Annotated in this window: 22 protein-coding genes; 10 read left to right on the top strand and 12 right to left on the bottom strand. The window is 62.6% G+C overall.

Annotation, left to right across the window (positions count from 1 at the left end):
* Window positions 1–296 precede the first annotated feature (296 nt).
* Window positions 297–446 carry a hypothetical protein gene (locus QCM77_RS34475; protein WP_279667290.1) on the top strand — a complete coding sequence of 50 codons (150 nt, stop codon included), beginning with the start codon at window positions 297–299 and terminating at the stop codon, window positions 444–446.
* Between the two features lie 327 nt (window positions 447–773).
* Here QCM77_RS34475 and xseA read toward each other — a convergent pair whose 3' ends face one another.
* Window positions 774–2396: an exodeoxyribonuclease VII large subunit gene (gene xseA, locus QCM77_RS34470; protein WP_511337220.1), complete on the bottom strand. Its 1623-nt coding sequence runs from the start codon at window positions 2394–2396 to the stop codon at window positions 774–776.
* Window positions 2397–2531: 135 nt separating this feature from the next.
* Between xseA and QCM77_RS34465 the strand changes: the two genes are divergently transcribed.
* The 3 genes from QCM77_RS34465 (at window position 2532) to QCM77_RS34455 (ending at window position 4726) form a co-directional block, all read left to right on the top strand.
* Window positions 2532–3542: an alpha/beta hydrolase gene (locus QCM77_RS34465; RefSeq protein WP_280095937.1), complete on the top strand. Its 1011-nt coding sequence runs from the start codon at window positions 2532–2534 to the stop codon at window positions 3540–3542.
* 330 nt (window positions 3543–3872) lie between these two features.
* Window positions 3873–4427 carry a hypothetical protein gene (locus tag QCM77_RS34460; RefSeq protein WP_280095936.1) on the top strand — a complete coding sequence of 185 codons (555 nt, stop codon included), beginning with the start codon at window positions 3873–3875 and terminating at the stop codon, window positions 4425–4427.
* The gene (locus QCM77_RS34455; RefSeq protein ID WP_280095935.1) at window positions 4427–4726 is read left to right on the top strand and encodes a winged helix-turn-helix domain-containing protein; all 300 of its coding nucleotides are present in this window, start codon (window positions 4427–4429) and stop codon (window positions 4724–4726) included. Before QCM77_RS34460 ends, QCM77_RS34455 begins: the two co-directional genes overlap by 1 nt.
* A 28-nt stretch (window positions 4727–4754) precedes the next feature.
* Here QCM77_RS34455 and QCM77_RS34450 read toward each other — a convergent pair whose 3' ends face one another.
* The 5 genes from QCM77_RS34450 to ybiA are packed head-to-tail and all read right to left on the bottom strand — an operon-like array spanning window position 4755 to window position 9991.
* Window positions 4755–5510, bottom strand: a complete 756-nt coding sequence (locus tag QCM77_RS34450) for a hypothetical protein (RefSeq protein WP_280095934.1) — start codon at window positions 5508–5510, stop codon at window positions 4755–4757.
* Window positions 5511–5536: 26 nt separating this feature from the next.
* Window positions 5537–6295, bottom strand: a complete 759-nt coding sequence (locus QCM77_RS34445) for a hypothetical protein (RefSeq protein ID WP_280095933.1) — start codon at window positions 6293–6295, stop codon at window positions 5537–5539.
* On the bottom strand, window positions 6295–7431 hold the full coding sequence (locus tag QCM77_RS34440; RefSeq protein WP_280095932.1) for a phosphoribosyltransferase-like protein: 1137 nt from the start codon (window positions 7429–7431) through the stop codon (window positions 6295–6297). Before QCM77_RS34440 ends, QCM77_RS34445 begins: the two co-directional genes overlap by 1 nt.
* The gene (locus QCM77_RS34435) at window positions 7428–9365 is read right to left on the bottom strand and encodes a hypothetical protein (protein ID WP_280095931.1); all 1938 of its coding nucleotides are present in this window, start codon (window positions 9363–9365) and stop codon (window positions 7428–7430) included. Before QCM77_RS34435 ends, QCM77_RS34440 begins: the two co-directional genes overlap by 4 nt.
* Entirely contained in the window at window positions 9362–9991 is a 630-nt protein-coding gene (gene ybiA, locus QCM77_RS34430) for a riboflavin biosynthesis intermediates N-glycosidase (RefSeq protein WP_280095930.1), read from the bottom strand. The genes QCM77_RS34435 and ybiA overlap by 4 nt, the downstream gene beginning before the upstream one ends.
* A gap of 566 nt (window positions 9992–10557) precedes the next feature.
* Between ybiA and purD the strand changes: the two genes are divergently transcribed.
* On the top strand, window positions 10558–11841 hold the full coding sequence (purD, locus tag QCM77_RS34425) for a phosphoribosylamine--glycine ligase (protein ID WP_280095929.1): 1284 nt from the start codon (window positions 10558–10560) through the stop codon (window positions 11839–11841).
* Window positions 11842–12010: 169 nt separating this feature from the next.
* Window positions 12011–12916: an alpha/beta fold hydrolase gene (locus QCM77_RS34420; protein ID WP_280095928.1), complete on the top strand. Its 906-nt coding sequence runs from the start codon at window positions 12011–12013 to the stop codon at window positions 12914–12916.
* On the opposite strand, the gene QCM77_RS34415 is transcribed toward QCM77_RS34420, so the two are convergent.
* Complete coding sequence (locus QCM77_RS34415; RefSeq protein ID WP_279667361.1) at window positions 12913–13371, bottom strand: nucleoside deaminase; 459 nt, start codon at window positions 13369–13371, stop codon at window positions 12913–12915. The two genes, QCM77_RS34420 and QCM77_RS34415, sit on opposite strands and share 4 nt — an antisense overlap.
* Window positions 13372–13489: 118 nt before the next feature.
* Between QCM77_RS34415 and QCM77_RS34410 the strand changes: the two genes are divergently transcribed.
* Window positions 13490–15565, top strand: a complete 2076-nt coding sequence (locus tag QCM77_RS34410; RefSeq protein WP_280095927.1) for a pseudouridine synthase — start codon at window positions 13490–13492, stop codon at window positions 15563–15565.
* A gap of 2 nt (window positions 15566–15567) precedes the next feature.
* Window positions 15568–16122: a 16S rRNA (guanine(966)-N(2))-methyltransferase RsmD gene (gene rsmD / locus QCM77_RS34405; RefSeq protein ID WP_279667279.1), complete on the top strand. Its 555-nt coding sequence runs from the start codon at window positions 15568–15570 to the stop codon at window positions 16120–16122.
* 9 nt (window positions 16123–16131) lie between these two features.
* On the opposite strand, the gene mutL is transcribed toward rsmD, so the two are convergent.
* Window positions 16132–17943 (bottom strand): DNA mismatch repair endonuclease MutL, encoded by a 1812-nt coding sequence (gene mutL, locus QCM77_RS34400; RefSeq protein WP_279667278.1) that lies wholly within the window; start codon window positions 17941–17943, stop codon window positions 16132–16134.
* Window positions 17944–18194: 251 nt separating this feature from the next.
* Between mutL and QCM77_RS34395 the strand changes: the two genes are divergently transcribed.
* Window positions 18195–18512, top strand: coding sequence for a ribbon-helix-helix domain-containing protein (locus QCM77_RS34395; RefSeq protein WP_279667277.1), 318 nt, complete (start codon window positions 18195–18197; stop codon window positions 18510–18512).
* Window positions 18513–18563: 51 nt separating this feature from the next.
* Here QCM77_RS34395 and QCM77_RS34390 read toward each other — a convergent pair whose 3' ends face one another.
* The 4 genes from QCM77_RS34390 to QCM77_RS34375 are packed head-to-tail and all read right to left on the bottom strand — an operon-like array spanning window position 18564 to window position 21538.
* Complete coding sequence (locus QCM77_RS34390; protein ID WP_280095926.1) at window positions 18564–20132, bottom strand: GMC family oxidoreductase; 1569 nt, start codon at window positions 20130–20132, stop codon at window positions 18564–18566.
* 29 nt (window positions 20133–20161) lie between these two features.
* Window positions 20162–20710: a gluconate 2-dehydrogenase subunit 3 family protein gene (locus QCM77_RS34385; RefSeq protein ID WP_247284553.1), complete on the bottom strand. Its 549-nt coding sequence runs from the start codon at window positions 20708–20710 to the stop codon at window positions 20162–20164.
* Between the two features lie 45 nt (window positions 20711–20755).
* Window positions 20756–21151, bottom strand: a complete 396-nt coding sequence (locus tag QCM77_RS34380; protein WP_280095925.1) for a VOC family protein — start codon at window positions 21149–21151, stop codon at window positions 20756–20758.
* The gene (locus tag QCM77_RS34375) at window positions 21152–21538 is read right to left on the bottom strand and encodes a c-type cytochrome (RefSeq protein ID WP_279668583.1); all 387 of its coding nucleotides are present in this window, start codon (window positions 21536–21538) and stop codon (window positions 21152–21154) included.
* Between the two features lie 309 nt (window positions 21539–21847).
* Here QCM77_RS34375 and QCM77_RS34370 point away from each other — a divergent pair, with 309 nt between their 5' ends.
* Window positions 21848–22156: a hypothetical protein gene (locus tag QCM77_RS34370; RefSeq protein ID WP_279690095.1), complete on the top strand. Its 309-nt coding sequence runs from the start codon at window positions 21848–21850 to the stop codon at window positions 22154–22156.
* Window positions 22157–22184 lie beyond the last annotated feature (28 nt).

Raw genomic sequence — 22184 nt, 5'->3', positions numbered from 1 at the left:
ACTCCGTTACACCATCAATGTGAGGGACGACCGCCAACCTTCCAGCCAAGCCGCGCGACGCGCGCCATCACATAGCGCCGTAGCTAGCGCGGCTTGGCTGATGAGGCGGGCCCGTTACCCCATCTACAGGTGCCGAGCGGGGCCGCCCGAAGGAACAACAGCGGACAGCCCCGCATCGACCACCGCCCTGCACGGACTGTGATGGCCGACCGTAACTCTACGGATCGCACCCGGATGCGGTTTCAACACATGACGCCGCCATCATTCGACCACGATGTCGATTAAACGCATCTTCCATGCGCAACCGCTTCGTCCTGTTCTCCTCCGCACTGATCGTCTTCACCGTCGCGATCTTCCTGTTCGAAGCCAAAGCCGGCGCGCCGCAATTCGCGCCGGAACATTGCGGCTTCTGGACCACGATCGACGCAGGATTGTCCTGCCGGTAGAGGCGGGCCTTTGACGCTGAGCACAACGACGGACGTGTGAGGCGCACTCTCTCCCAGCGTCGTCCTGGCGAAAGCCAGGACCCATACCGCGGAATCTGTCGATTGTGGACAGTATCAGTCCCGAACGACCAGCCTTCGCCAAAGTTCTCCCTGGGGTAATGGGTCCTGGCTTTCGCCAGGACGACAGCGAGTGTGTGGCACGCGCGTCCTACGTACTCGGTCATCGCCCGGCTTGACCGGGCGATCCAGTATTCCGAGACGTCAGTGGTTCATCGAGAAGCTGCGGCGTACTGGATTCCCCGCCTGCGCGGGGAATGACAGCGAACTCTAAAACAAACTGCCCTGATCCACCGGCTTGCCCACGCGCTTCGGCGCGGGCTTGGCGTCCTGCGCGGCCGGCTTGGCTTGCGAAGGCGCGCGCTTCGCCGCGGGCGCAGGCCGATCCGCATCCGCGGTCGCGGCCACGCGTCCATCCGCAAACTCGATCTCGAGCCGCGCATTCGGCCCGATGCTGTCGGCCGAATGCAGGGGATGGCCGGCTTCATCGCGTACCAGCGCAAAGCCGCGCGCGAGCACGCCGCGATAGGACAACGCGGAGAGCAGCTTGCCGCTGTTCTCGACGCGGGCATCCAACCGCTGCAACAGCGTGCCGAGCGCGCGGCCCGCGCGCTCGGCAAGGCGATGGGTGCGCTCGCGCTGACGCGCAATCGCGTTGCGCTGCGCCTGCGCATTGGAGAGTTTTGAGGCGCGCAAGCGCACCTCCAGCCCGGCAAAGCGGTCGCGCCGCCGCCGCAGCAGCGAGCGCGTGGACAGGCCGAGCCGCTCGCCGCACACGGTGAGGCGATGATCGGCCTGCGCGATCTGGCCGTGCAGCACCCGCAGCGTCAGCTTGGCGCTGGCGGCGGTGAACCTGCGGAAATGCGCATGGGTGTTGGCCTTGAGACAGCGGGGCAGGGACGCGCCCGCCGAATCCAGCCGCTGCCGCGGGATCGCCAGCAGGTCGCCGGCTGCCGGCAGCGCGCGTGCGGCGGCACGCAGCTCGCTGCGGCGGCTCTGATGAGCGCGCTGCCAATAGGCGCGGGTGCGCCGCCCGAGATCGGCGACCTCGACAAAGAGATCGCTGCGCACCGGCACCGCCATCTCGGCTGCCGCCGTCGGCGTCGGTGCGCGCTTGTCGGCGACGAAATCGATCAGCGTGATGTCGGTCTCGTGCCCGACTGCGGAGATCAGCGGGATCATGCTCTCGCTAGCTGCCCGCACCACGATCTCCTCGTTGAACGACCACAGGTCCTCCAGCGAGCCGCCGCCGCGCGCGACGATCAGCACATCGGGCCGCGGAATCTTGCCGCCCTCGGGCAGCGCGTTGAAGCCGCGGATTGCGGCGGCAACCTGCTCGGCCGAGCCTTCGCCCTGCACCTTGACCGGCCACACCAGCACGTGGCGGGGAAAGCGGTCCTCGAGCCGGTGCAGGATGTCGCGGATGACGGCACCGGTCGGCGAGGTGACGACGCCGATCACTTCCGGCAGCCAGGGCAGCAGCTGCTTGCGCGCCTCGTCGAACAGGCCTTCCGCGGCGAGCTTCTTCTTGCGCTCCTCCATCAGCGCCATCAGCGCGCCGATGCCGGCCGGCTCCAGCGCCTCGATCACGATCTGGTATTTCGAGGAGCCCGGATAGGTCGTGAGCTTGCCGGTGGCGATAACCTCGAGCCCCTCCTGGGGCTTGAAGCGCATGCGGCCGTGCACGCCCTTCCAGATCACCGCCTCGATCTTGGCGCTCTCGTCCTTGAGTGCGAAATAGCAATGGCCGGAGGAATGGGCGCCGCGGAAACCGGAGATCTCGCCGCGGACCCGGACATGGCCATAGGTGTCCTCGACCGTCCGTTTCAGGGACTGCGAGAGCTCGGAAACGGTGAATTCGGGGGTGTTGAGCAGGGGTTCTGCAGTCGGCATCGGCAAACGATTCGGCATTTTGGGATCAGACCCGACGTTAAGGATTTTCACCGCGCGGCGCCAATCCGGGGATTGATCGAAAGAGTACTCGGTATTATAGAGTTATCTGTATTTTACAGGCTGAGGGGGTAGAAAATGGCAATTCGACTGCTACGCGGCGTTTTGAGCGGCCTGAAATGGGCCTTGTGTGCGGCCGGCGGTGTGGCGCTGATCCTGACCGCGATGATCGCAACGCCGCTGGAGCGACCGCCGGAGATGCGATCGGTCTCCGACTCCGCCAAGGGCATCGACTGGTCCACGCTACCGGCCCTGGAACGTTTCCAGGCCCGCGACGGCACCTGGATCGGTTTCCGCCATTACGCGGCGAATGGCCCGGCGACGGGCCGTGGCACGATCTTCATCCACGGCTCCTCCGGCTCCAGCGGCACCGTCAATCATGCGCTGACCCATGCGATCGCCTCGCGCGGGGTGGAGACCTGGGCGCTCGACATCCGCGGCCATGGCGGCTCCGGCACGCGCGGCGACATCGGCTATGTCGGTCAGCTCGAAGACGACCTCGTCGATTTCGTCGCTCAAATCCGCAAGACCGCACCGGATCTGCCGCTCACCCTGATCGGCCACTCCGCGGGCGCCGGCTTCTCCCTGCGCGTCGCCGCGACACCGATCATGCAGGACATGTTCGTGCGCACGGTGCTGCTCGCGCCCTATCTCGGCTACGACGCCCCAACCAACAAGCCGCATTCCGGCGGCTGGGCCAATGCCGATCTGCCGCGCCTCTTCGCTCTCGCCGCGCTGCGCAAGCTCGGTATCGACTGCTGCGCGCAGCTTCCGGTGCTCGCTTTGGCCGTGCCGGCAAGCTCGGCGAAGTATCTCGTCTCCACCTATTCGGACCGCCTGATGCGCAATTTCGCGACGCGCGGCTATCGCATCGATCTGACGGCGGCGACACGTCCGATCACGGTCTTCGGCGGCGCCGAGGACGAGATGATGATCTCGGACAAATATGCAGAGACCGTGCAGGCGGTGAAGCCTTCCGTCGACGTCAAGATCATTGACGGCATCAACCACATGGGCATCGTCACCAACCCGAAGGCGATTTCGGTCATCGCCGAGGATTTGGCAACGCGCGGGGCAGGGCAGTCATGATGCGCCCCGTTGACGGCAAGGCAATCGCAGATGGTAGCGGTTTCCCCGCGGTGCAGCTGAGCCTCATCCTGAGGAGACCGCGCAGCGGTCGTCTCGAAGGACGAGGCGCTTGCTCAGCTGCCACCGAACTCGTGGCCATCCTTCGAGACGCCCGCCTGCGGCGGGCCCTCAGGATGAGGACGGAGTTTGCGGCAGCCGCTTCAACGGGTCCTGGTGCAGCTGAGCCTCATCCTGAGGAGACCGCTGGAAGCGGTCGTCTCGAAGGACGAGGCGCGCGCTCAGGTGTCACCGAGCGTCATACGAGATAGCCCAGGGACAGAAAGGGACGACATGATCGACAGCAAGGAAGCCTCCGCAGCGCTGGCCGATATCGACGACATCGTCCAGCGCGTGAAGCAATCGCAGCTCTATGAGCTGGCGAGCTATGCTGCCGTCTGGTGGGGCGTGTTGGTGTTCGCGGCCAATCTCGTGACCTGGCTTTGGCCGGTCTATGCGGTCTACGCCTGGGTTGCCGCGGACGTTTTGGGCGTCGTCGGTCTGGTTGCACTGCGCCTGCTCAATCCGCCGCATCACCCCCATGGCGCTGCCTTCAACGTCAGACTGCTTCTGGTGTTCGTGTTGTTCTTCGTCTTCGGCTATCTCTGCACCAACGTCCTCGGCCATTTCGGTCCGCGCCAGCTGGGCGCGTTCTGGCCGCTTTATTTCATGCTGTTCTATACGCTGGCGGGTCTCTGGTTCGGCTATGCCTTCGTTGCGATCGGTCTTGGCATCTCCGCGCTGACGCTGATCGGCTTCTTCTATATCGGCGAGGCGTTTCCGCTCTGGATGGCCTTCGTCAATGGCGGCGGCCTGATCCTCGGCGGTCTCTGGATGCGGCGGATCTGATGGCCGAGCTCGACGACATCATCCACCAGCCGTTGCGGCTGAAGATCATGGCGGCGTTGAACGCGCTGCCTGTCGCTACCGGCCTCGAATTCTCGCGCCTGAAGAAGCTGACCGGCGCGACCGACGGTAATCTCGGCGCGCATATCGAGACGCTGGCCAAGGCGGGCTACGTGTCGGTGGAAAAAGCGTTCGTGGGCAAGAAGCCGCAAACCACCGTCACCGCAACCGCCACTGGTCGCGGGGCGTTCGCGCGGCACGTCGCGACGTTGCAGGAGATCATTGCGGGGAAGCAGGTCTAGCTTGGGGCGGCTTGGCCAATTACCGTTTTCAACCTGCGTCGGTCCGGTAAGCGTCGCCCGTCAACAGCAACGCAGAAATGACAGGACGAGACTGCAACAGTAGCTCCAGATCGGCCTCGTACCTTTTCGGTTCAGCGTACGGGATCGCAACGCTGGACTTATAGTCCATTGAGATAAGCTTCATCTCAAAGCAAGCCAAAGCGCTTCCGACTGTAATTAACTTGCTGGCTAGCGGCGTCACAACCAATCGGCATTTTCCAATCAAACCGAGCGATTTACGAAAGCGCTGCATAGCACCTAACAATTGACGATAGACCTCAAAAGGATGCGTCTCGTTTACGTAAAAAACATTGCTGATCGGCGTCGCTCGCTGTGTGAACAGAACGGTGTCATACTCCAACAGCAGCTCATCCCCTCGACGGGGATTCCGTGAAGGGTGCGGTAAGATGGGGCATATCTCCGCAAATTCTGGGATGGAGGCTTGAATCTTCCGGAGCTGCGCTAAGCGATTTTCACCCAGTATTGGGAACCAAACCAGAGGCTCTTCCTGTTGGGATTCCGATAGTAGCGCCTGTGAGTATCCAGGGATCAACGTCAAGTCGTTGCTCGGATCTTCAGAACTTATTTTGCTATCTAGCTGAGCGTCCTCCGCGACTAACACCTGCAAAGAGACGCCGCCAGCAGACAGGCCGCCATTCTTATCTCCTTCGGGGATTATGCGGGCCAGCAGGGATAAAAGAATTGTCACATACGCGACGCGAGGCAACGAACTTACGTCCAGCACGATATCTGTTTGATCCGTTACAGACTTTAGTATCTCGTCAGCGCTGCGTCGTAAGGCGATGTTCGAGCTGATATCGTCTTCGCCTTCAGCCGCTTAGGCGCAACTACTCTTCCGTCATGCACGAAGCGCACCGACTGCAACCACAGCAGTGACTCGAACCGCACGTCGCTTGGTGCTGAGGCTCCCGGCATGTACGCGAGAGAGTCGAGTTGGGAATAAACCTCTCGTTCGCGTTGCTCCGCCCATCCAATCATCTCTGCCGCCGTCGAATGCAGAGGAATTGAGCTTAGATCTTGAAGAAACCCGTCATCATAGTGCAGCTCCAGGGCTTCCATAGTGTCGGCGGACGTGGATCCAACTAGCTCGCCTAGGCTACGGAGGCTGCGAAGTACTATGCGGCAATCGAGCAGCGCACGGAACATGCCTTCGCTTATCGCGGAAGCGCCCGGGGGGAGATCAGCGTAACCCGAGGCGCAGGAAAGAAATACGCCTAGGGTTTGCGGGCCAATATCGGCATCGATCACTCCGCGATCAATTAGCTGACGATAAGTGTCCGCGCCCATTGGGCCGCCATGCCAGAATGCACGGAGGGCGTTCGGCGTAAATGCCCGGAGTATCGTCGTCTTGCCGCCACCAGGCGGGCTGCGGAAGATGTGGACTCCTCCCCGAAGGCAGTCATCATTCAACCGCTCCAGCACTTTGGGTGCAAACATTTGAACAAACTCTTGATCAGACGTCGTGCGCTCCGACATTCGCTCAAGAAATGGATTTGCTCGATAAGCCATTAGATAGCTCGATGCCTGCTTACCCTCGGGAAAAGGCCGACGAAATCAAACTCTTCGGGGCCCCATAGCGCATAGATACTATTGTTCGGAGTATTGTGAGACAGCACAAGCGGCAAGGCGCACTTTGCGAAGCCGTAGCGGGCGTCCTTTGTCCCGCCGATGGCAATATGTGAGTCGGACGCGCGATCGTCGTAGTACCTAGCGTTCGCAAGCATCTCGATTATGGCAGGATCGGTGGCGGATGTTAGTGAAGCGTCGCGCTCAATTGGGCAGAGAACTCGCACGCGCAAGGGCTTCAATCCTCTTTCTGAGGTGAAGCGCTCCGACCAATATTCGATATGGTCAATAGCTTGCCGGGTCGCGACATACAGAAGAAGGTAAATCTCGTAGTAACTTGGGTTCACCAAGCCACCATCTAAGACCATGTCGTAGATCTTCTGAATTTTGCCCGCAAAACGTCGTTGGCCGTCCTCTTCCTCGAAGCGAATGTATGTATTGCCGCTACCAGAGAAGTCATCCACTAGCCAAACCAGGTTGAAGCGTTCTGTTTCAATCCCATCATTTATAGATTCGCCTGCCGCTTCGGCTGCCTTTCGTAGCGATTTTCGAAGCTTCCCAAGCATATCTTCCGCTTTTGTCTCGCCTAGCTCGTAGGCCTGCCATATTTGCTCGTTGCTAATGGCGCCATTGCTTGCGCGGCGAAGATCGTTGGTGTGGGCTCCATCACTCAATCCGAGATACAGGGACTTCAAACGTAGGCGTTCAAATCGAGGATGTTGAAGTAGCTGACCGACTTTGAAGGCGGCGATCTCGCTCTCTTCCGCCACAAGACGAAGGCGCTCCTGTACAATTACATCGGGATAGGCGGTCGTTACCAGATGTGCGATCTCCTGTTCTGAAATGAAGATCAACTTCTTCTGAATGAAATCGAGGGCTGTTGTGCGGTCGCCCTTATCAAACTGGTCCAGCCATAGCGCCAGGCTCTCGACGAAGCGTTGGCCTGGCGCGTACCTTTGATAATGATTGTATTTGTAATCGGCCAAAAGCTGCAGGCTCAGACTGTGCCGCAAGACGGTGTCTTGGTCGGTCCAGCCCATGACCGTCGTTAGAAGTTCCTGCGCGTTCTTGTCCTTCATCGTTCGTCTCTAGATAAATCAAAGAAGAATCGATGATCGGGCTCGATCACGAGGCGATCTAGGTACCAAAGCGTCGCATCGACATCACGCTTGTAACGCGGAGCTAACTTCCAACCGCGATCGATCCTTCGTGATGGGAGGTCCACGCTAAGCGAAAATCGATGCTGAAGTAGCGAGGCGTCGTTTCCCGGCCATGCACCGAGGTCGCCCATCGTGACAACTTCATAGGGATCAACGGCGTTCTCCCGAACTATACTCGCGACCAAGTGCGACTTGCTGACGTCGCGTGATAGCACATCAATAGAATGCTTACTTCGTACGATCGTGCTGGTGTCGAGCCCCGCCTGCTTAAAAGTATCAACGATCACGAACCACGTGTCTTCGGTCCGGACGCCAGTACGGAATCGGATGCTGAGCTGATAAGGCGGCGTGGTCCGGGCTTCCTCGATGGGAACTCCGAGAGATTGCAGCCCAAGAATGAGACGACGGGCATGGATCAAAAATTCACTCAGCGAGTCCGTTGTCTGAGGCTCTTGATCAAGTCCTCCAATCCAACCCCCGTTGTACAAGCCCAAGCGCACAAAAGGCCACAACGCGGGAGCTAGGACTGATCGGAAATGGTCGCGAATTGACCCTCCGCGCCCGGACGCAATGCCTATAATTATTCCGGCTCGTGCTAGCCGCTCTAGTTGAGCAACTATGGGACGGGGAGGCTCCAAGTCGCGGTTGTTGGAGCTGCAGAGCGTGCCGTCGTAATCAAACACAATCGAACGAAAGCGCTGAGAATTAAATGCCTCTTCGGTTGTTTGCAGCGCTCTCCGTATCGTCCCACTTGAACGAGGCGACGGCCAATGGGCGCCCAATACTTCGTACTTTGAGTGTTCGCCTCGCAGGCCGCCTTCGAGCGGTGGGGGAATAAGAGCAGCCAGGTCCGCATAATACAACTGGCGACCAAAATCGGAGACTGTTGGACGGGCGATGTTTCTCTTAGATGCGTTTGCAACCGCCGACACGAGATGCATGCCGGCGATCAGCCCTGCGATGAGGTCTTTAGGCTCTGCCCCAGGGAGGGAAAGCCGGAAGTGCGGCACGTCGGCCGGCACTTTGGAATGCATGTCGTCCCATAGTCGGGAGACTGCCGGCTCGGTCAAGACCAGCAATGCGCTGTCTTTAGATCGTTCCGTGAGCCATAGATGACGGCCGTGGGCGAAAGATCGGAAGTCAGCTAGTTGGCAAAAGAGTAGTGCAGATTCCGAAAACTTGGATTCAAGATCCTCGGCGATCGGCCGTAGATGCGGCGAGAATACGATTATTAGACTTCTTCGTGACGCGACCTCGTTGGCAAACTGTGTCGAAGCCTCGATCCAACCGGGAAGTGAGAGGTTGTCGAACTGCAGTTCGTCCACGCGGAAGTGAAGCTTGCGCCCCTGTCTGTCCAACTCGCCATAGGTTCGTGCAACCAAGGCGGCGTCAAATACGAGGCTGTTTGTGGCTAGATAGCCGTCCTTCTCAGCCAAGGAAAATACGTGCGGCGTGACGTCGTGAAGCTCAGAGACACGGCCCATCAGCGGGCTCTCAGCGCGATTTGTTACAACGTGCACCGCGCGAGAGCTATGCTGCCGAGCCCGCTGCAGCGCTTCGAGAATATCTGGGTTTTTGCCCTCGGCGGAAATGAGAAATATTGGACTCGTCGAAGCTAGTGTTGGGTTGCATATCAGTTCTAATGGGGTAACAGCTCTTGATACCCGTCCGGTATAAGCCTCATGCAAACTGCAAAGAAGAGAGGCCACAGTATAGGAGCCACCTGATCCTACGGCGATGATGCTGGCTTCGCTGGCACCCTCGATTGCTGTCTTCAACCCGGCAATGTCTGTCATCCCGGCTTTATCAACAGTCGATGCGAGCTTAGCTAACTCTTCCTCGTACGGCGTCATCCGCGCTTCGCCTTCCTTCCTTTCGCTCTCTTTGACGACAAGCGCGGGGGAGCCTTGCGGGACTGCTTGGCTCGCGCCGAAGGCGCTTGGCGGGAGCCGGTGCGGGTGACACCAGATTGGTTACCCAGCTCAGCGCGAAGCTCCATCAGCATCACACCCAACATATTCTTGCCGATTCCGGCAACCTCACCCCATAGGCGATTTACCGCGTTGTTGACAGTGCCAGCCTCCACAAGACGTTTTGAGCCAGTCGAGGCTAGCAGCTCGGCGAGATCAGGATGCTGTTCGAATTTTGCTTTCAAGACTCTCCGCATTCGGTCGAATTTGATCTCCGACCAGTTGGGAACAATATCCCAGGTGTACAGGCCGTGGGCCGCCATTGCCGCGAGAGCTGGAGTAGGAGCAGCAAGAATCCAATCTCTTACAGCTGGCTTTACGGCTTTCCCGGCCTGATAGGCGTGCTCCGATGTGGGATAAACCACTCCCTCAAATTCCACGGGCCTGCGGTAGAGATTGCTGAACTGGCCATAGGGCTTTTCATTTGCCCGATAGAACCTAATAGCATCGTCGTCGGCAGTAACCTTTTTGGATGCTCCTTGGGATTTCTTAGTTGATTGACGCGCCATTACACCCTCTCGACCGCGCCTTGTCTGTAGTGGACCGGCCGTTTAACCAGTAGGCGATTCGTAAAACGCTTGCAGGAATTCAGAGCGGGCATCGTAGGAAAAAGGCGTTGCGGTGCCAACGAGTTAGAGGGCCGCCCTTTGAGTTTTGCCCCACTGTTTTTATAGGCGAAGTGAGCCTTCCCAGTTTGGCCGCAGCTAGGGCTGTTGGCAGTTTGACCGACTCCACGCAAGCATTCTTCAGGCGCTTCAGCTGAGCGTTGGAGTAGAGCCCAAAGGTGATCCCGACGTCGCTCTCGTTGCCCCTGATGTCCGCCGCGACAATTCCGGTGGTCTGCATCCTCAGCCTTCGTCGCAGACCAGCGTCGAATTTGGCCCCGCCGTCAACCCGGGGCCTCGCAAAGCAATGAGCCCGGAATGCCTCGCAACACTCTCGCTGCGGCCTGATGGATTCCAGGCTCGCGGCTTTGCCGCGCCCCGGAATGACGGGGAGTTCGGGCAAGCCCCCTTGAGGCGCGCGGCGATTCGTGCGACCGACGCGCTCAGCAACCCCTCATTTCGAGCCTTCGATGCACATTCTCCTGCTCGGTTCCGGCGGCCGCGAACATGCCTTGGCGTGGAAGATCGCAGCCTCTCCCCTGGTGACCAAATTCTGGTGCGCACCGGGCAATGCCGGGATCGCGCGCGAGGCGGAATGCGTGGCGCTCGATGTCGCCGACCATGCCGCCGTGATCGACTTCTGCAAAAAGAATGCGGTCGAGCTCGTGGTGGTCGGCCCGGAGACGCCGCTGGCGGCCGGTATCGTCGATGACCTCACCGCCGCCGGCATCAAGGCGTTCGGGCCGAACAAGATCCCCGCCCAACTCGAAAGCTCGAAGGGCTTTACCAAGGCGCTGTGCACCGAATTCGGCATTCCGACCGGGGCCTACAAGCGCTTCACCAACGCCGCCGATGCGCGCGCCTATGTCCAGAGCCAGGGCGCGCCGATCGTGGTCAAGGCCGACGGCCTCGCCGCCGGCAAGGGCGTTGTCGTCGCCAAGACCGTGCGCGAGGCCGAGGACGCCATCGCCATGATGTTCGAGGGCGCCTTTGGCGAGGCTGGCACCGAGGTCGTGATCGAGGAGTTTTTGCCGGGTCGCGAGATCAGCTTCTTCGCGCTCTGCGACGGCGAGACCGCGATCCCGCTCGCCTCGGCGCAGGACCACAAGCGCGTGTTCGACCACGATCTCGGCCCGAACACCGGCGGCATGGGCGCCTATTCGCCGACGCCGCTGGTGACGCCTGCGATCCATGACGCGATCATGGCCAGGATCATTCTGCCGACGGTCGCGGGCATGAAGCAGCGCGGCACGCCGTTTCGCGGCATCCTCTACGCCGGGATCATGCTGACGACGCAGGGCCCGAAACTGTTCGAGTTCAACGTCCGCTTCGGCGATCCCGAGTGCCAGGTGCTGATGCTGCGGATGATGTCGGACATCGTGCCGGCCTTCCTCGCCGCCTGCGACGGGCAGCTGAGGAATTTCGATCTGCGCTGGTATCCGGAATCCGCGCTCACGGTGGTGATGGCGGCGAAGGGCTATCCCGGCGACTTTCAGAAGGGCACACGCATCGACGGGCTCGATGACGCCGCGAAGGTCGAGACCGCCGAGATCTTCCACGCCGGCACGGTCGAGAAGGACGGCGCGATCCTCGCCAATGGCGGCCGCGTGCTCAATGTCTGCGCGCTCGGCAAGACGGTGACGGAAGCGCAAGGCCGCGCCTATCAGGCCGTCGACCGCATCAACTGGCCGGAAGGCTTCTGCCGCCGCGACATCGGCTGGCAGGCGGTGGAAGCCGAGAAGGCCAAGGGCTGACAGGCTTTTTTCGCACGCGCGCGCATTCCCGGCCGCGCCCGTCGGCACTCCAAAATTGTGTAGGCAGGTCTTGAACTTAGCTACTGTGCATGGGGTTGTTTTTCGACTTTTTTGTTTTGGGGCACCCAAGACTGAGCAGATCCAGCGCTGACAGATAAGGATGCAGAAGATGTCCGATCTCGCCGACCTCTATCCCGGCTTCGCCTCCGAATGGATCAACACCTCCTTCGGCCGCATCTTCGCCCGCGTCGGCGGCAGCGGGCCGCCGCTGCTGCTGCTGCACGGCTTCTCCGAGACCAACGTGATGTGGCACCGCGTCGCGCCGCAGCTTGCCGACAAGTTCACGCTGATCATCGCCGATCTGCCCGGCTATGGCTGGTCGGACATGCCCGAGAGCGACGCGCTGCATATCCCCTACAGCAAGCGCGCGATGGCGAAGGCCATGGTCGAGGCGATGGAGCAACTCGGCCACGTCCACTTCGCGCTTGCCGGCCACGATCGCGGCGGCCGCGTCTCCTATCGGCTTGCGCTCGATCATCCCGGCCGGCTGTCGCGCCTCGCCGTGCTCGATATCCTGCCGACCTATAATTATTGGGAGCGGATGAACCGCGCCTACGCGCTGAAGATCTATCACTGGACCTTCCTGGCGCAGCCCTATCCGCTGCCGGAAACGCTGATCTCGGGCAATGGCGAGTTCTTCCTGCGCTTCAAGATGGCGAGCCAGACCAGGTCGAAGACGCTCGACGCCATCGACGAGCGCGGGCTTGAACACTACATCGCCCCGTTCCGCGACCCCGCCCGCGTCCACGCGATGTGCGAGGATTATCGCGCCGGCGCCTATTTCGATTACGATCTTGACAAGGTCGATTTCGAGGCCGGCAAGAAGATCACGCTTCCGATGCTGGCGCTGTGGGGCAATGCCGGCGTGGCGCAGGCCGCCGCCACTCCGCTCGACATTTGGAAGCAATGGGCGACCAACGTCGTGGGCATGCCGGTGGATTCGGGGCACTTCCTGACCGAGGAGAACCCTGACTTCACCGCGAAGGCGCTGCGCGAGTTCTTTGCGGCGGATTAGCGCCGCTCCCGAAAGAACTCCCGCAGCAGCCGCGCCGACTCGCTCTCGCCCACCCCGGAATAGACATCCGGGACGTGATGGCAGGTTGGCGAGGTGAAGAACCGCACGCCGGACTCGACCGCACCGCCCTTGGGATCGGCGGCGCCGTAATAGAGCCGCCGGACCCTTGCAAACGAGATCGCGCCCGCACACATGGTGCAGGGCTCCAGCGTTACGTAGAGGTCGCAGTCGACCAGGCGCTCGCTGCCGATCTTTTTCGCGGCTTCGCGCAGCGCAACGATCTCGGCATGAGCCGTGGGGTCGTAGTCGGTCAGCGTCCGGTTCGCCGCGGTGGCGATGACCTCGAAATTGCGGACCACGACGCATCCGATCGGAACTTCGCCCGACTTTCCGGCGTTTTCGGCCGTTTTGAGCGCCAAATCCATGAAAGAGGGGGCTTTCAAGCCTCGTATCATCGCGAGAAACCTGCTAGTAGCTGCGCCTTCAGCAGAAGTGCATACCGATTTTGCCTGAGCATGCGGCTCGAACGAGCGCGCACAATGCTTTCTGGCCACCCCCTGAGTGAGATTATTCATGCCTCGCGACAGCGACAAAGACAATGATTCCCGCGGCCGGCGTGATCGCGGCCCGGCCAAGGGCCGGTCCGGCAAGCCGCGCGGGCCTGACAAGAAGTTCGCCAAGCGCGGCCCTGAGGGCAAGGGCGACGCCCGCCCGCCCCGTGGCGACCGCGACAGCCGTCCGGTCCGCCGCCGCGAGGAGGGCGATGCCCCGCGCCGCGATTTCAGCGACCGCCCGAAGTTCAAGCGCGAAGACCGGCCGCGCGGCGAGGATCGTGGCGAGCGCAGTTTCAAGCCGCGTGGCGATCGGCCGTTCAAGCCGCGTGAAGACCGTCCGTTTTCCGATCGTCCGTCGCGCGACGGCGAGAAGCGCCCGTTCAAGCCCCGTGGCGACCGCCCATTTTCTGATCGCCCCTCGCGCGATGGCGAGAAGCGGCCGTTCAAGCCGCGCGGTGATCGCCCGTCCTATGGGCGTGATGATCGTCCGCCGCGCAGGGATCGCGACGATTCCCGTCCGGCCGGCCGAACCGGTGACACGAAGTTTGGCGACAAGCGACCTTACGCACCGCGTGGCGACCGTCCGGAACGCAAGTTCGACGGCGAGCGGAAGTTTTCGCGCGGCGCACCGGACCGCGATCGTAGCGAGCGCAGCGATTCAAAGCCTTGGCAGAAGCGCGATGCGGCTCCCCGTGGGGACCGGCCGCCGCGCAAGGATTTTAGCAAGGGTCCGCGCAAGGATTTTGGCGGCAGTGACCGCGGCCAGGACAAGCCCTGGCAGAAGCGCGACGATCGGCAAGGCGGCGGCGAAGACCGTCCGCGCTTTTCGCGTTCGCGCGACGATCGTGCGTCCGGCGATCGTCCGTTCCGTGAGCGGCCCAAATTCGATCGGCCCAAGTTCGATCGCCCGCGCGAGGACCGCCCGAAATTCGATCGTCCGCGCGAGCGCTCCGACTGGCACGAGCATCCGCGCAGCGAGGGCGATCGTCCGCGCCGCGAAAACGAGGATGACAGCAGGATCTTCGAGAAGCGTCCCGCCTTCGGCGGTCGCGGCGCCTATCGCGACCGTGATCGGGATTTCGAAGGCCGCCCGCGCCGGGACGAAGCACCGAAGCCGAAGAAGGCCGGCGAGCGTATCGCCAAGGTGCTGTCGCGTGCAGGGCTCGCCTCGCGCCGCGATGCCGAGGAGATGGTCACGCAGGGTCGCGTCGCCGTCAACGGCCGCGTCATCAATTCGCCGGCGCTCGACATCACCTCGAACGATGTCGTCACCGTCGACGGCAAGCCGTTGCCGGAGCGCGAGCGCACGCGGCTGTTCCTCTATCACAAGCCGCGCGGTCTGATGACGACGCATGACGATCCCGAGGGGCGTCCGACCGTATTCGACAATTTGCCCGAAGGTCTGCCGCGGCTGATCAGTGTCGGCCGGCTCGACTTCAACACCGAGGGTCTGCTGCTGCTCACCAATGATGGCGGGCTCGCGCGTACGCTCGAGCTGCCGGACACCGGCTGGCTGCGCCGCTACCGCGTCCGCGCCCATGGCGACGTCACGCAGGTGCAGCTCGACGAGCTGAAGAACGGTATCGAGGTCGAGGGCGTCAAATACGGTCCGATCGACGCTACGCTGGAGCGTGACCAGGGCGCCAATGTCTGGCTGGTTTTCGCGATCCGCGAGGGCAAGAACCGCGAGGTGCGCAACGTTTGCGCCCATCTCGGGCTCGAGGTGAACCGGCTGATCCGGGTGTCCTACGGCCCGTTCCAGCTTGGCGAGGTCCCCGAAGGCCAGGTCGAGGAGATCAAGTCCCGCGTGCTGCGCGACCAGCTCGGCGACAAGGTGATCGAGAAATCCGGTGCGCAGTTCGACGTGCCGCAGAAAGCTGCCTCGCGTGAGGGAGACGACGCGCCGCGCGAGAAGAAGCCGGTGAGCAAGCGCGGCGTGATCAACGACCGCAAGGGCCGCCGCGTGCTGGTGCAACGCACCGGCAGCGAGGAAGCGCGCGAGCGCAACGAGTCCGAGGCCAGCGGCTACGGCCCGCCGCGCCGTCCCAAGCGCGGCTATCACGGCAAGCGCGACCTGACGCCGCAGGAGGACTGACGTTGCGCGTCGTCGGCGGTCGATTGAAGGGGCGCAATTTGGCCTCACCGTCCTCGCGCGACATCCGCCCCACGGCGGACCGCCTGCGCGAGTCCGTGTTCAACATCCTCGTGCACGCCTATGACGATCCGATTCCGGATGCGCGCGTGCTCGATCTCTTCGCCGGCACCGGTGCGCTCGGCATCGAGGCGTCGTCGCGCGGCGCGAAGTTCACGCTGTTCGTCGACAACGGCGCGGAAGCGCGCGCTCTGCTCCGCAACAATGTCGAGTCGCTGGGCTTGGGTGGCGTGACAAAAGTCTATCGCCGTGATGCGACCGATCTCGGGCCTGCACATCCGGTCGAGCCGTTCTCGCTGGTGTTCCTCGATCCGCCCTATGGCAACGGTTTTGCGGAGAAGGCGCTCGCGAGCTTGCGCGACGGCGGCTGGTTGACGCCGGGCGCGCTACTCGTAGTGGAAGAGGCAAAGACGGCGCAGTTCGTCACGCCCGAAGGCTTCGAGGAATTGGAGCGGCGGGCCTATGACGACACGGAGTTCGTGTTTTTGAAGAGGCCGTAACTTCAAAGATTACCTCCGCCCGAACAGCTTCTCCACATCGGACAGCTTCAGCTCGACATAGGTCGGCCGGCCGTGGTTGCACTGGCCGGAGTTTGGGGTGTCCTCCATCTCGCGGAGCAGGGCGTTCATCTCCTCCGGCCGCAGCCGACGGCCGGCGCGTACCGAGCCGTGGCAGGCCATGGTCGCGGCGACGTGCATCAGGCGGCGCTCCAGAGGCAGCGCCTCGTCCCACTCGGCCATGTGCTCGGAAAGATCGCGCAAGAGCCCGCCCGCGTTGGTCTTGCCGAGCAGCGACGGCGTCTCGCGCACTGCGACCGCGCCGGGGCCGAAGGATTCGATCGCAAGGCCAAACGACGTCAGCTCCTCGCCGCGCTCCAGCAGGCGCTCGACCGTGGCCTCGTCCATCTCGACGATCTCGGGGATCAGCAGGATCTGCCGCTGCACGCCGTTCGCGGCGAGCGAGGCCTTCAGTCGCTCGTAGACGATGCGTTCATGCGCGGCGTGCTGGTCGACGATGATCAAGCCGTCGCGGGTCTGCGAGACGATATAGGTCTCGTGGATCTGGGTGCGTGCTGCCCCGAGCGGGCGGTCGACCAGGTCGCCGACGGGCTGCGTTTCGATCCGAACGTCCGCACTGGGCGCGCCGACGTCGAATGCGGCCTGCGCGCGCTCGGCGAAGGCGGGCGCCGCGGCACCGTCAAATGACGGCATCGGCCCTACCGGGGCGGATGGCGATTGGCGCCAGTCCCAGCTTGCCGGACGCGGCGTGAATGCGGGGCGGAACGACGACAGCGCGCTCTCGCCGCCGTTGGCGGCCGTACGCCGGCCCTCTCGCGCGAGCCCTTCTTTCAATCCGTGCACGATCAGCGCGCGCACGAGGCCGGCGTTGCGGAACCGCACCTCGGTCTTGGCCGGGTGCACGTTGGCGTCGACCTCGCGCGGATCAAGCGTGACGAACAGCGCCAGCATCGGATGGCGGTCGCGCGGCAGATAGTCGGCATAGGCCCCGCGCACGGCGCCAAGGATCAGCTTGTCGCGTACGGGGCGGCCGTTGACGAACAGATATTGCCCGAGCGCGTTGGCTTTGGTCAGCGCGGGCGCTGCGGCATAGCCGGCGACCACGACGCCCTCGCGCTCGGCATGGACCTCGATGGCATGGCTGCGGAACTCCACGCCCAGGATGTCGCCGAGACGCGTCAGGCGACCGGCGACGCCGGGCAGCGCCGCAGCCCAGGTCACCGGTGCGCGCTCCTCGCCGGCCAGCGTGAAAGCGATATCGGGTCGTGCCATCGCCAGCCGCCGCACCACCTCACGGATCGCTTCCGCCTCAGTCCGGTCGGTCTTCAAAAACTTCAGCCGCGCCGGCGTCGCGTAGAAGAGGTCGTCGACCTCGACCCGCGTGCCGTGCGCGAGCGCGGCCGGCATGATCTCGGACTTCTCGCCGCCCTCGACATTGAGCGCCCAGGCGTGCGGCTCGCCGGCACGCCGCGTGGTGATGGAGAGCCGCGCGACCGAGCCGATCGACGGCAGCGCCTCGCCGCGGAATCCGAGCGTGCGGATCTGCAGCAGGTCCTCGTCGTCGAGCTTGGAGGTGGCGTGGCGTTCGACCGCCAACGACAGGTCCTTGGCGGTCATGCCGGCGCCGTCGTCGGTGATGCCGATCCGACGGCGCCCGCCCCCATCGGTGAAGACGTCGATCCGGCTGGCGCCTGCGTCGATGGCGTTCTCGACAAGTTCCTTGACCACGCTCGCGGGACGTTCGACCACCTCGCCGGCGGCGATGCGGTTGACGACTTGTTCGGGCAATTGGCGGACGGGCATGAAACTCGATCTTGGGCTTCGATCTGGATTCGCTGACAGCGCTATTCTAGGCCGTGTTGCGTCAAAAGCATGTGTTGGGCAACAGGAACGTGGCGGTCTGGGGAAGAGGGCTGTCTATCACATTGAAGAGATTGGACGTTCGAGAAAATCGCGCAACCGGGATGGAGCGATGTCCGCCTCCGGCCCCGATTGTGGGGTGCCGGGCTGCGGTGTAGCATCGTGAAAAAACGGCAACAGGACGGGAGGACGCCATGTGCCATCTCTTCGCGCATCAGCCCCAACGCGACTACGAATCCCAGACCCGCTCCTTGCGGATCGGAGGGCATTGCACCTCGATCCGTCTGGAAATGGCATTCTGGGACACGCTGGAGGAGATCGCGGCCAAGGAGAACATGAGCGTCGGCAAGTTCCTGACGACGCTCTACAGCGAGGTGCTCGACCACCACGGCGAGGTCAACAATTTCGCCTCGTTGCTGCGCTGCTCCTGCCTGATCTACCGCTCCAGAGGCGTCGCTCCGGTACGGGATTTCAAGGGCGTCGTCGCACCCATTCTTGATGCGGCTGAATAGCCTCTCGTCGTCCTGGCTTTCGCCATGACGACGACTGAGGGTGCGGTCAGATCAGATTTCCTTCTTCTGCATCGCGCCGGCGATGTAGTCCGCCTGCCGGATCGCGAGTGCGACGATGGTCAGCGTCGGGTTGCAGGCCGCGCCGCTGGTGAACTGGCTGCCGTCGGAGACGAACAGATTTTTGACGTCGTGGCTCTGCCCGAACTTGTTGACCACGCCGTCCCTAGGCTTCTCGCTCATCCGGTTGGTGCCGAGATTGTGCGTGCTCGGATAAGGCGGCGTCGGATAGCTGACGGTGGCGCCGACGGCGTCGTAGACCGCCGCTCCCTGCTTGTAAGCATGCGCGCGCATCGCAACGTCGTTGGGATGATCGTCGAAGTGGACGCTGGCGACCGGCTGTCCGAACTTGTCCTTCACGGTCGGATCGAGCGTGATGCGGTTGGTCTCCTGCGCCATGTCCTCGCCGACCAGCCACATCCCGGCCATCCGCGGATAGCCGTCGAGCGCCGCGGTGAACGGACGTCCCCAGGCGCCGGGGTTGAGGAACGCCGCCATGAAGGGCAGGCCGATCGACAGCGTCTCCATCTCGTAGCCGCCGACGAAGCCGCGCTTCGGATTGTTGGCGGCCTCGTCGCGGATGATGCCGGCCATGGTGGTGCCACGATACATGTGGACCGACTTCTCGAATACGGCGTAGACGCTGCCGGTCATGTGGCGCATGTAGTTGCGGCCGACCTGTCCCGATGAATTGGCAAGACCATCGGAAAATGTGTTGGAGGCACTGTTCAACAGCAGCCGCGGGCTCTCGATCGAATTGCCGGCGACCGCGACGATACGCGCCTTCTGACGCTGCATCGCCCCGGCCTCGTCGGCGTAGACCACGCCGGTGACCTTACCGCTCGCGTCGTGCTCGATCTTGACCACCATGCTGCTGGGCCGGACCTCCAGATTGCCGGTCGCCTCGCCCTTGGGGATCTCGGTGTAGAGCGTTGACCATTTCGCACCGGATTTGCAGCCCTGGAAGCAGAAGCCGATCTGCTGGCAGGAACCGCGCCCGTCCCGCGGCTGGCTGTTGATCGCCATGTTGCCGGTATGCACGGTCTTGTAACCGAGCTTCTTCGCGCCGGCCTCGAGCACCCTGAAATTGTTGTTGCCGGGGAGCCCGGGAATGCCGTTGGTGCGGGTCACGCCCATCTTGTTCTCGGCCTTGGCATACCACGGCTCCATCTCGGCGAGCGTGACCGGCCAGTCCAGGAGGTTGGCGCCGGGAATGTTGCCATAGGTACTCTTGACCCTGAACTCGTGCTCGTCGAAGCGCAGCGACGCGCCGGCCCAATGCACCGTGGAGCCACCGACCGCCTTGACGATCCAGGCGGGAAGACCCGAGAAATCCTTGGCGACGCGCCATGTTCCGGATGTGGTGCGCGCATCGGTCCAGGCGAGCTGGGAAAAGCTCTCCCACTCGTCGTTGACGAAGTCCTGATTCTCGATGCGGGGGCCTGCTTCGAGGATGACGACCTTGACGCCCTTCTGTGCGAGCTCATTGCCCAGCGTGCCGCCGCCGGCGCCGGAGCCGACGATCACCACAACGCTGGAGTCGTTCAGATCGAATTTTGCCATATGCGTTCTCCTGAAACGTTGGGTGAGCCCTAAGCCTTCGGCAGCCAGTCGATGTCGGCGAAGCCGCGGTTGATGTAGCCGCCGTGCTCGGCGGAGGAGCCCTCGTAGCCGAACCGCGGCCAGACCTCTTTCTGGTTGTAGAGAGAGACGATGAGGTCGCCGCGCACCTTCTGGAAGAAGTCGCTCTGCTCGATCTCCTTCAAGAGCACCACGCGGTCGGCCTCCCAGGGCACTTCAGCGTAAGCCACCTTGTGGCGATCACGCGCATTCTGATCGAGCCGTGTGATGCCGTCGCTGATCAGCGATTTGACGGACGCGTCCTTCGCCGCCTTGCCGTCCCACGGCTTGATCGCGGTGATGTAGTAGCTGTCGCCGAGGACGTCGTGCGGATAGATGTCGCGCGCGACCTTCAGCAGCGTCTTCATCGTCGCGGGCGAAAGCGCGCTTGTCTCGTCGGCCCATGCGCCCTCGATGCTGACGGCGACGCTGGTTGCGACTGCAGCGACCGGCACGGCGGTCGCGGCGCCCTTGAGAAAGACGCGGCGGCTGTGCTTGCTTCGACGATCGACTTCTCTCATGGCATTCCTCCTTCGATTTTTGCGATTTGGATTTTTGTGGTCTGATCAGTTGAAACGTCCGCCGCGCTGAATCACCTCGATCTTGTAGCCGTCGGGATCACTGACGAAGAAGAAGCGCGCCAACGTTTTGCCGTCGTGCTTGAAGTCGCGCAGCGGGCCCGGTGCGAGCTTCTCGCGCTCGAAGCGGGAATGTTCGGCATCGAGATCCTCGACCACCACGGCGAGATGTCCGTAGCCGTCACCGAGCGCATACGGCTCCTTGCGATCGAAATTGACCGTCAGCTCCAACTCGAAGGGTGAGGACGGATGACGCAGATAGATCAAGGCGAAGTCTGCGAATTTCAAATGGTCGGTGACTTCCAGGCCGAAGGCCCGCTGGTAGAAGTCGAGCGAGCGCGCCTCGTCGAGTGCGCGGATCATGGAATGGACCGGCTTCGCCATTCAGTTCTGCTCCCTGAGAAAGGCGATGATGGCGGCGCGCGTCTCCGGCTTCGCCTGCCGGTAGACCATGACCACGCCGGGAACCACGGCTTGCGGATTGGTCAGCCAGGCGTCGAGCTTCGTCTCGTCCCAGGCGAAGGCTGCTTTTGCGAGGGGCTCTGAATAGTGAAAGCCTTCGGCCTTCCCGGCGGGCCGCCCGACGATCCTGACCAGCGGCGGACCCTGCCGCACCGGTTCTGACAGGTTCGTGGTGTGGCACACCGCGCATTGCTGCTTGAACAGTGTCGCGCCATCCGGCGGCTTTGCAGCCGGCAAGGGCATCTGCGCCTCGGCCCCCTGCACCAGCAGCACCATCGCGGTGCACAATCCCAGCACGATCGCGCGCATCGTCAAAAGTCCGCCCATCCACATCAATTCAGCGTGCGCAAATTCTAGGCGGCGTCAGATCGGCGGTGGTAGTAGCGGGCTGTTTCGCGGCAGATGGGGGCTATCGCGGGTTACGTATGTTCCCCGGCGCCGCATATGAGAAGGACAATTCCGCGAAACCGCCCAGAAATCCCTAAACGATGACCACACAAGGTGGATTGCATCACAACCGCGCCGTTCGAACCCTCGACGCGATGAACCGGTCCGGCCCAAAGCGGGCGGCGCAGGAAGCAGCCGAACCGTTCATCGCGACAAATCCAGGAGAAATGGATGAAGTTGGTGAAGACCTCTGCAATCGCATGCGCTCTCGCGGCCCTGATTGCGACGCCCGTTCTCGCGCAAGGTACATCCTCCGGCGTCAGGCCGGGCGGCACTGTGCAAAGCAAACCCATGCAGGGCGGCGCGGCAGGTAGCGAGGATGAGGATCTCGGCGCACAGCAGGGAGCCGCCGGTGAAAAGGTGGGCACGAAGTCGACCAAGGGTACGAAGGGTACCGTTGGAACCACCGGCAGCGCGACGCACAAGGGCACGGCCGACGATTCCGTGTCGGGCGGTGCTGCAACCGGCAAGCGCTACTGACGCAGCCAGCGAAACGGCAAACCTCCGG

Origin of the sequence: Bradyrhizobium nivariense (genome assembly GCF_029846695.2) — a bacterium.
Taxonomy (GTDB): Bacteria; Pseudomonadota; Alphaproteobacteria; order Rhizobiales; family Xanthobacteraceae; genus Bradyrhizobium.
Note: the sequence above shows the minus strand (reverse complement) of the source record. Positions and strands in the feature narration are given on the sequence as shown.